This window comes from Myroides sp. LoEW2-1 (assembly GCF_009767705.1).
GTDB classification, from domain to species: Bacteria; Bacteroidota; Bacteroidia; order Flavobacteriales; family Flavobacteriaceae; genus Flavobacterium; species Flavobacterium album_A.
This window is the reverse complement of record NZ_WSPP01000206.1, coordinates 1-8,538: the sequence shown is the minus strand read 5'-3', so window position 1 is coordinate 8,538 and position 8,538 is coordinate 1. Positions and strand designations below refer to the sequence as shown.

Genomic DNA, 8,538 nt, shown 5'->3' with positions numbered 1-8,538 from the left:
ATATTGATTTGTAGTTGTTTGTTAGTTGATTGAATTAGGTGCTTATTATTTGATTTGTTTACAACAATAATCTAAAAAGAGGCTTTTGTTTTAACAAAAGCCTCTTTTTAAAGTTTGGTAATCTACTTAATAACTGTTATGGTTTGATAGGTATATTTTGTTATGGTTTTAAACTCATTGCCACTTGGTTCAACTTCAATTGTTTCTGCTTGAATAGGGTAATTTTGTTGATTGTAATTATATTTAATCTCTACCTTATCTTTATTATATTCAGAATGATAAGCTAAAATATTGTTTTTAACAGTATAAGCATAGCTCAATCCATCAACATAGTCATGTTCAAATGAAAAGTTATTTACAGACATATCTTTAAAAGGACTATTATAATTATCGTATTCAAAGTAAGTGATGTCTTTTTCATCCTCTTTTGATTGTAGTTTTTCTGCAGAAATTAAGTTGCCATTTTCATATTTGTACACATTTATGTCTGATGTAGGATTTCCTTCTTGAGAAATTATTGACTTTACAGGTAAGTTTTCAGTGTTATACTCGAAAACCTCTGTAATCTTATCTACCTTATCAAAGCTTTTAATTATTCTGTTATTTTCATCATATTCAAATACAATTTCAGAAATAATCTCACCTTCGGTTTTATTTGTAGTTTTTATAGATTTAATTTTGCCGTTTTCTCCATATTGTATTTCATCTTCGATGATGTCTTTAGTTTCTTGTTTTTTATCTCCTTCAACTTTCATTTCAGTATCAGTTGAAAGTATATTTTTTAACTGTGCAATATCGTTATAGTTGTACTCAATAAGGTTAGTTGATACTAACTTAAACTCACTTTCACCTTTAATTTTGTAGTAATTACTATCATGTATCGAGCGAAGAACCGTGATATCTTGAGTAATAAAATCATCATTTGACTTATTGTCATCTGAAGAACAGCTAAGAATAGCTAATGCGATCAATGAAAGCACAGTTGGCTTTAAGAACTTTTTCATATTTGTTTTTTTTATGATTGTAAAGATACTTGTTTTTAATAATTTTTAATAATTATGGTAATTGATAACTATGTTTTTGCTCTTATCTGTGTATAATTATTTCTATTGAACAATTTGTTTTAAGCAATATTAACGTAAATAAGACTTATGCTATTAGTCCTTTTTATCAATGATAACTTAGATAATATGTATTGAATTTACATAGGCTTGTCTGTTCTACTTGAGACAAGATTACTAGTTCACCTCTGTGACGTTTCACTAAGCAATGTTTTCTTTTTATGTACTGTGTTGATTAATAGTAACATTGCATTGTCTCTATTCTTTTTGATTTTGACAATTAGTTTTACTCTCTTTTTCAAGAACAGTTCAAGAGATATAGCTCGTTAGTGTTTCTTTATTTATATTGACTTAGGTAGTAGAATAAATACACATTAGAGAAAGAAATGGCAAAACATAACATTATTAGCTGTAAAAATAGGTGTAAAGAGAATCTGTTGCTTATTTACATTTCCGAGTAATTTAACAATGGCTTTGCTTCGGTTTGCTTGCGGTTTTCTTGCACCTTTCTTCGAGAAAAAGGCCTTCTGGGCGAGAAAACCCCTAGCAATACCGAAGTAATCCCCAAAAAAGTGCAAGCTAAGCACTGAAATGTGCTTTGAAAGCTTGATCAATTACAGTGATTTTATCTTTAGAGAACACAATTGATTCTTTCAGATAGAGAACCAAGTGGCTTTATTATAGTTGTTTGTAAGTAGTATTTCTATTTTCTTATATCATCTTACTTCTTTGTTATTGTATTGACTTCAAGCTATTATTTAGCTTTTATTAGGGATGTAACTATGGTTCGTTGATTTTTTAGTAATTTAGTTTTTTATAAGTGAGTAGGTCAAAGTGACTTTGTTCAAGCTAATTTCAATGATAGAAAGTGTAAACCTTCCGATACAAATTCCTTTTTTTGTAGGTCGATTAGAAAATATAAAGGTTCAAGAAGTTTGTGATTTTCACAGGCATAATTACTTTGAGTTTCTATGGTTTACTGATATAGAATCACAGGGGCTACATTATGTTGAATCAAGTGAACTTGCCTTAGTTACTGATACAGTTTTACTTCTGACCCCTAATCAAGTTCACAAATTTGATAAGGTTAAAGTCAAGGGATATGTTTTTCAGTTCTCCAAAGAGTATTTTATTGATTTGTTAGGAGCTGCTCATCCATTTTGTTTTTCTGCTAACTACTTTTGTGCTATTTTAAGTGATGTATTAAAAAATCACTTGGAACTGTTAGTGCAATTAATTCAACAGGAGTACAATGATAAGCGTAGAGGAGATTTGCTAAGCTTTTACTTTAAAGCATTATTTGTTCACATAACAGATGTTTTTGTATCAAGAGAATTCGAAAATCAAGTTTTAGATAAAACATTGGTTGATTTTGTACTAAAATTAGTGGATAAAAATTACAAAACACAAAAACAACTGTCTTTTTACAGCAATCACTTAGCAGTGAATCAAAGGACTTTGAATAAGGTGATGCTCGAACATACAGGTGTGAGTTTAAAGCAGTTTATTTACAATCGCATTATTTTGGAGGCCAAGCGTCTCTTGTACACAAACGATTTACTTATCAAAGAGATTGCGTTTGAACTTGGGTTTAAGGATGTGGCTCATTTTAATAAAGTCTTTCAAAAACAAGTGGGAATGTCCCCTTTGGATTTTCGAAAAGCTTATCAAAACCAGTTTATACAATAGGTTTACCTATTTTGACAATTTTCCCCTTACTGTACTTAGTAGTTTTGCCCGTAAATATTAAACAAATGGGAGTTAGAAACTACATCACCTTATTTTTATTGTCTTTTAGTGCATTTATTATCGTTAGTACTGAGTTTGCCCCTTTGGGGGTTATGTCATTAATGGGAGAATCCTTAAGGGCAAGTGAATCCGAAATAGGAGTAAGTGTGACTATATATGCTTGGATAGGAACTTTGGTAGCTCTTGTGACTCCAATGTTTTTGGCAGGGATAAATCGCAGAGTATTGTTGGCAGTATTATTGGGTTTGATTGCTTTGGCTAATTATATAACTTCTATAGCAGATCACACCTTCTATTTGTATTTAGCACGGGTTATAGGAGGAATAGCCAATGGAGCATTTTTAGCTTTCTTGGCTATTACAGCTACGAGTATTGTCAAGGATGAAGTCAAAGCAAAAGCCACAGCAATCGCTTTTTTAGGAGTGTCTTTTGCCAGTGCTTTCTGTATAGTTATTGTCAATTTTTTAAGTACTTATCTTTTGTGGCAAACTATTTATAATATTTTGAGTTTATCAGCTTTTGCGTGTGGTATATTGCTATTAGTTTTTGTTCCTACTTTAAGAGAACATAGTTCATCAAAAGGCTTTGCTTTGTTCAAGAAGACATTTGAGAATAAAGATGTAGTAGCAATCTTATTAATAAGTGTGTGTTGTATCACAGCCCATTTCTCTATTTACTCATTTGTTCAGCCATGGCTTGCAAATACATTGGCATTGGAGGAATCAAGTGTTTCTTTACTTTTGTTGTGTTTTGGAGTAGCAGGTTTTTTATCCAATACGTTACTCACGCGCTACATTGAAGAGTATTTGTCTAAAATTGTGTTGTACGCTATTGCTTTAACAGCTATGTGTTTATTGCTCTTTAGTGTATTTGGAATCAAAGGATATACCCTTGTATTATACCCTTTGTTTGTAATCTGGGGAGGTTGTGTTTCGAGTTTAATTGTTTGTTTTCAGGCACTTGTAATAAAACTTGCAAAACAAGAGGCAGGTAATGCCGTTGCAATTTATGTGTCTTGTTTTAATGGAGCTATAGGTTTAGGGGCCTTACTTGGTGGGCTACTATTGCAGTGGTTTGGTATTTATATCTTGATGCTGATTAACGGTGTAATAGTCCTGATTGCTTGTTACCAATATTTCAAGCGATTTATTAAAGGGGGTGTTAATGGTTAAAAATTAGCATGTGTTCAATTTTAACTGTATGTTTGTAGCAAGACTGTTAGGGGTGCTTTAAAAAGCTGAGATTATACCCTATAACCTGATATGTTGTAATTGACATCGGAGGGAAACGGATTGTACTATAAAAAAGACAAGCTATAAGGATATTATACTTATAGATAGACGTTATTATATACCATAAGACCGTTTTGCACGATGCAAAGCGGTCTTTTTTTTGTTATTAATCAAACACAATTAAATATGAATGCACAATTGAGTAGTCTTATCGAAGACTTAGATAAAGTAAGACAACACTCTCCATTGGTACACAATATTACCAATGATGTAGTGATGAACAATACAGCTAATGCCTTACTTGCAATTGGGGCATCACCTGTGATGGCTCATGCAGTAGAGGAAGTGGAGGACATGGTAAGTATTGCTTCTGCACTTGTTCTAAATATTGGAACTTTAGATTCCAGTAAAGTAAAGGCAATGTTGTTGGCAGCAAATAAAGCAAAACAATTAAATACGCCTATTGTATTTGATCCTGTTGGCGTTGGAGCTACTGCATATCGAAATACAGTGGCAGAGCAAATATTGCAACAATGTAAACCTACTATTATAAGGGGAAATGCCTCTGAAATCATGGCTTTGGCCAAAGTTAATACCAAGACAAAAGGCGTTGATAGCACAGTATCATCTGATAGTGCTATTGATTTGGCAAAGCAGTTGGCGAAGTCATACGCTTGTGTGGTTGTGGTAAGCGGAGAGATTGACTATATCACAGATGGTAAAGACGTGTTAGAAGTAAAAAACGGTCATGCACTCATGCAGCGAGTAACTGGTATGGGGTGTTCAGCTACTGCTCTTATAGGTGCATTTGTAGCTGTGAATAATGATGTGTTAAAGGCCGCTTACAACGCAATGGTTGTTATGGGGATTGCAGGGGAACTCGCAGCAGCAAATGCCAGTGGTAATGGTAGTATGCAAGTGAATTTCTTAGATGAACTTTACAAGATAGATCAGGCAATAATTAAAATGTATTTCAAGGCATGAGGCAATTGGATTTAAGTCTTTATTTGGTGACAGACAGGGAATGTGCTTTAGGTAGAGATATTGTGGATATTGTCGAGCAAGCTGTTCAAGGAGGAGTAACTATAGTGCAACTCAGAGAAAAACAATGTGATACAAAACAATTTTACAATATAGCAGTAAGACTCAAAGAGTGTTTAAAACCGTATGATGTTCCTTTGATTATCAATGATCGCGTAGATATAGCTTTAGCTTGTGATGCGCAAGGGGTACACATTGGTCAATCAGATATGCCTTATCAAGTAGTTAGAAGATTGTTGGGACCAGATAAAATCATAGGCCTTTCTGTTTCTAATGCTCAGCAGCTTGAATATGCCAATACTTTAGATGTTGATTATATTGGACTTTCTCCTGTATTTGATACCACAACAAAGAAAGATACCTCAAAGGCAATTGGAATTGAAGGGGTAAGGGATTTTTCAAGAAAATCAAAACACTTGAGCGTGGGAATTGGAGGAATCAATGCCAGTAATGCAGAGCAAGTAATACATGCTGGAGCTGATGGTATTTCACTTGTTTCGGCAATCATTTCAGCAGATAAACCCAAATTAGCAGCTGCGGAACTTTTAAATATAGTCAAACAAACCAAAAACAATATGTAATTATGAAATGGAGTGAAAAAGCTTGGCAAGCAAGCCAAGAGGTTAATCAAGCAATTTTTAGTATGCCATTTATCACTGAGTTGATGCAGGGGACTTTAGCTAAAGAAAAATTTGTACAGTATATTCAACAAGATGCGTTGTATCTGGCTCGCTATGGCAAAGTTCTGGCGGCTCTGGCTGTAAAACTTGACAAAGTGGAGCATACAGAGGCCTTCTTAGGATTTGCTAAAGACACAATGATGGTAGAGAAGATACTACATGAATCTTATGTAGGAGAGCTAAAGGACTTATCGGAGCTAAAGGCCTCACCTGGATGTATGTTATATACCAACTACTTGGAAAGGCAAATTGCTCATGCTCCTTTGGAAGTTGCTTTAGCTGCAGTATTGCCTTGTTTTTGGATTTATAAACAGGTAGGAGATTATATTTTGGAAAATCAAACTACATCGGAAAATCCCTATCAAGATTGGATTAATACTTATGGGGGAGAAGAATTTGGATCAGCAGTTAAAAAAGCCATTAGTATTTGCGATGAAATTGCAGAGCAAAACACCGAGCAGCGCCAAGAGCAAATGACTGCTGCCTTTGTAATGTGTAGTAAACTGGAGTGGATTTTCTGGGATAGTGCTTATCGCTTAGAGAAATGGCCAATTTAATCAAGCAAACGTATGAAAAAGAAATATCATATTGCGATGACTATCGCAGGAAGTGATCCCAGTGGTGGGGCGGGGATCCAAGCAGATTTAAAAGCTTTCTCAGCTTGTGGCTGTTATGGCGCTAGTGCTATTGTAGCTGTAGTAGATGAGAATACAGTAGGAGTAACTGGTGTACACCCTGTTCCGGTAGATTTTGTTACAGGTCAGATAAAATCAGTATTGGATGATATTGGAAGCGATGCTATAAAAATAGGAATGTTGCATTCTAAAGAGTTAATTATAGCGATTAGGGATACATTAATCGGATATAATTATACCAACATCGTTTTGGACCCAGTTATGGTTGCAACCTCTGGTGATAAACTTTTGCACGACGAGGCTATACAAACTTTAAAAGACGAGTTAATTCCCTATGTAAGGGTTATTACACCTAATATCCCAGAGGCCGAAATATTACTTAATAGACCTATAGAGAAACAAGAAGATTTGCCTGATTTTGCACGGGAATTATCCATGAATCGACAGGTTTCTGTTTTACTTAAAGCTGGTCATCTTTCCGATGATGTATTAACCGATGTGTTTTACAATGCCGAGACCGATGAACTCTTAGCGTTGAGTTCAGCTCGAATTTACACGAACAATACCCATGGAACAGGCTGTACTTTTTCTTCTGCTTTAGCTGCTTACTTAGCTAAAGGTAAAAGCTTGAATCAGGCCGTGCAACTGGCTAAAGCTTATATGGAAAGAGTGATAAAAGCAGGAGCAGAATACGAGATAGGAAAAGGACATGGACCAGTTCATCATTTTGTTGATTTCTGGTAATTAACGGATACCACTGTATATAATAAAATTATAAAAAGACAGGAGTTTGCAAAAGTAAGCTCCTGTTTTTTTAATAAACGAATCAAATAATGTATTTTGAATGTAATAAGAATTCACTTTTTTAAGATCAAAAAGTGGGTAAATAGGAAGAAGTGATAAGAAAACCGTTGGAAACTATATTTTCTTGATTGATATTTGCGTATTGTATTGTTATTAACTAAATATCTAACTCTCATGTTTATACGCAAAAGAATTATAGCTGTTATAGCAGTGTTGTTATCTACCCTAGTAGGTGTACAAGCACAAGAATCACCTGTGCTATCCAAGGGAAGTTTACCTTTAGTGCTTGAGTCATTAGTGGGGAATCGCGGAGGCTTTTTTGAAGTTGTAATTAACAAAAAGTTTGAATCTGTACCTAAGTTAGGACTTTTTAGTGTCTCTAATTTAGTAGCGGAATTTGACAAGAAAGACTTTGATGATGTAATGAGTCAAGGGTATTTAACTTATAATGTAGTGGGAGGTTTAGACATTATGGGAGGATATTTCTATACAGATGTGACTGGACTTAGAGCTTCAGCAGCTTTATCTTATACAAAAGCCAATGCAGAATATACATTTAATATTAATCCTCGTATAGATTTGCAAAGTAATCCTATACAAGAAACAGCTTTGTTTGTAGAGTACAAACCTGTGATTGATACAAACTGGAAGTACTATTATCGACTTCAAGGACTTTATGGTTTTACACCAGATAATGGTGACCACGCTCGTAGTTATATCAAATTAAGAGCTGGAGTAACGTATAAAGAAGTTGATTTTGGTTTGGCCAGTAATTTTGATTGGTATGGACCAGACAAGGATAATTATAACAATATTGGTGTTTTTGTATCAGCTCGTTTGTATTAGATATTGATTCTCTTTCTTAATGTAGTTCAAGTGTATCTATATGTTTGAGCTACTATCTTTGGCATAACAAAAAGATTAATAATAATATTTATTATCAAGATTATGACAAACGCAATATGGAATATAGATCCTACTCATTCTGAAATTGGATTTAAAGTAAAACACATGATGTTTACTAATGTGTCAGGAAAATTTAATGAATTTACCTCTACTATTGAAAGCAAGTCTGATAACTTTGAAGATTCGTTGATTGCTTTTAATGCAAAAGTTGATTCAGTTGATACCAATAATACAGAAAGAGATAACCATTTAAAAAGTGCAGATTTTTTTCAAACCGATAAGTTTAAGGAGATTAAGTTTACTTCTACAGAAATAGAGAAAGTAGCTGATACTACATTTAAAGTAACAGGCCTTTTAACTATTAAAGGTGTGTCTAAATCAGTTAGTTTTGATGCTAAGTATAGTGGTGTCTTAATTGATCCTTGGGGTA

At 33.9% G+C, this 8,538-nt stretch carries 9 protein-coding genes and 1 riboswitch; of the genes, 8 read left to right on the top strand and 1 reads right to left on the bottom strand.

What is annotated here, in order from left to right; all coding sequences use genetic code 11:
- Positions 1-122: 122 nt before the first annotated feature.
- On the bottom strand, positions 123-1,004 hold the full coding sequence (locus GOQ24_RS11975; protein WP_160339793.1) for a hypothetical protein: 882 nt from the start codon (positions 1,002-1,004) through the stop codon (positions 123-125).
- A gap of 915 nt (positions 1,005-1,919) precedes the next feature.
- On the opposite strand from GOQ24_RS11975, the gene GOQ24_RS11970 reads away from it, so the two are divergent.
- From GOQ24_RS11970 to GOQ24_RS11935, 8 genes are all read left to right on the top strand, one after another.
- Positions 1,920-2,750 carry a helix-turn-helix domain-containing protein gene (locus tag GOQ24_RS11970; RefSeq protein ID WP_160339792.1) on the top strand — a complete coding sequence of 277 codons (831 nt, stop codon included), beginning with the start codon at positions 1,920-1,922 and terminating at the stop codon, positions 2,748-2,750.
- Between the two features lie 65 nt (positions 2,751-2,815).
- The gene (locus tag GOQ24_RS11965; RefSeq protein WP_160339791.1) at positions 2,816-3,982 is read left to right on the top strand and encodes an MFS transporter; all 1,167 of its coding nucleotides are present in this window, start codon (positions 2,816-2,818) and stop codon (positions 3,980-3,982) included.
- A gap of 38 nt (positions 3,983-4,020) precedes the next feature.
- A riboswitch (TPP riboswitch) is annotated at positions 4,021-4,113 on the top strand.
- Positions 4,114-4,228: 115 nt separating this feature from the next.
- Entirely contained in the window at positions 4,229-5,026 is a 798-nt protein-coding gene (thiM, locus tag GOQ24_RS11960) for a hydroxyethylthiazole kinase (RefSeq protein ID WP_160339790.1), read from the top strand.
- Positions 5,023-5,664, top strand: a complete 642-nt coding sequence (gene thiE, locus GOQ24_RS11955; RefSeq protein ID WP_160339789.1) for a thiamine phosphate synthase — start codon at positions 5,023-5,025, stop codon at positions 5,662-5,664. Before thiM ends, thiE begins: the two co-directional genes overlap by 4 nt.
- A gap of 2 nt (positions 5,665-5,666) precedes the next feature.
- On the top strand, positions 5,667-6,320 hold the full coding sequence (locus tag GOQ24_RS11950) for a TenA family protein (RefSeq protein ID WP_160339788.1): 654 nt from the start codon (positions 5,667-5,669) through the stop codon (positions 6,318-6,320).
- A gap of 12 nt (positions 6,321-6,332) precedes the next feature.
- Positions 6,333-7,142, top strand: coding sequence for a bifunctional hydroxymethylpyrimidine kinase/phosphomethylpyrimidine kinase (thiD, locus tag GOQ24_RS11945; RefSeq protein WP_160339787.1), 810 nt, complete (start codon positions 6,333-6,335; stop codon positions 7,140-7,142).
- 234 nt (positions 7,143-7,376) lie between these two features.
- Positions 7,377-8,048, top strand: a complete 672-nt coding sequence (locus tag GOQ24_RS11940; RefSeq protein WP_160339786.1) for a hypothetical protein — start codon at positions 7,377-7,379, stop codon at positions 8,046-8,048.
- Between the two features lie 102 nt (positions 8,049-8,150).
- The coding region (locus tag GOQ24_RS11935; RefSeq protein WP_160339785.1) for a YceI family protein at positions 8,151-8,538 on the top strand (388 nt) is incomplete at its 3' end.

What these genes read in the sequence shown, in the direction of transcription:
- GOQ24_RS11975 (WP_160339793.1), bottom strand. Translation starts at nt 1,004, where the DNA reads ATGAAAAAGTTCTTAAAGCCAACTGTGCTTTCATTGATCGCATTAGCT.
- GOQ24_RS11970 (WP_160339792.1), top strand. Translation starts at nt 1,920, where the DNA reads ATGATAGAAAGTGTAAACCTTCCGATACAAATTCCTTTTTTTGTAGGT.
- GOQ24_RS11965 (WP_160339791.1), top strand. Translation starts at nt 2,816, where the DNA reads ATGGGAGTTAGAAACTACATCACCTTATTTTTATTGTCTTTTAGTGCA.
- thiM (WP_160339790.1), top strand. Translation starts at nt 4,229, where the DNA reads ATGAATGCACAATTGAGTAGTCTTATCGAAGACTTAGATAAAGTAAGA.
- thiE (WP_160339789.1), top strand. Translation starts at nt 5,023, where the DNA reads ATGAGGCAATTGGATTTAAGTCTTTATTTGGTGACAGACAGGGAATGT.
- GOQ24_RS11950 (WP_160339788.1), top strand. Translation starts at nt 5,667, where the DNA reads ATGAAATGGAGTGAAAAAGCTTGGCAAGCAAGCCAAGAGGTTAATCAA.
- thiD (WP_160339787.1), top strand. Translation starts at nt 6,333, where the DNA reads ATGAAAAAGAAATATCATATTGCGATGACTATCGCAGGAAGTGATCCC.
- GOQ24_RS11940 (WP_160339786.1), top strand. Translation starts at nt 7,377, where the DNA reads ATGTTTATACGCAAAAGAATTATAGCTGTTATAGCAGTGTTGTTATCT.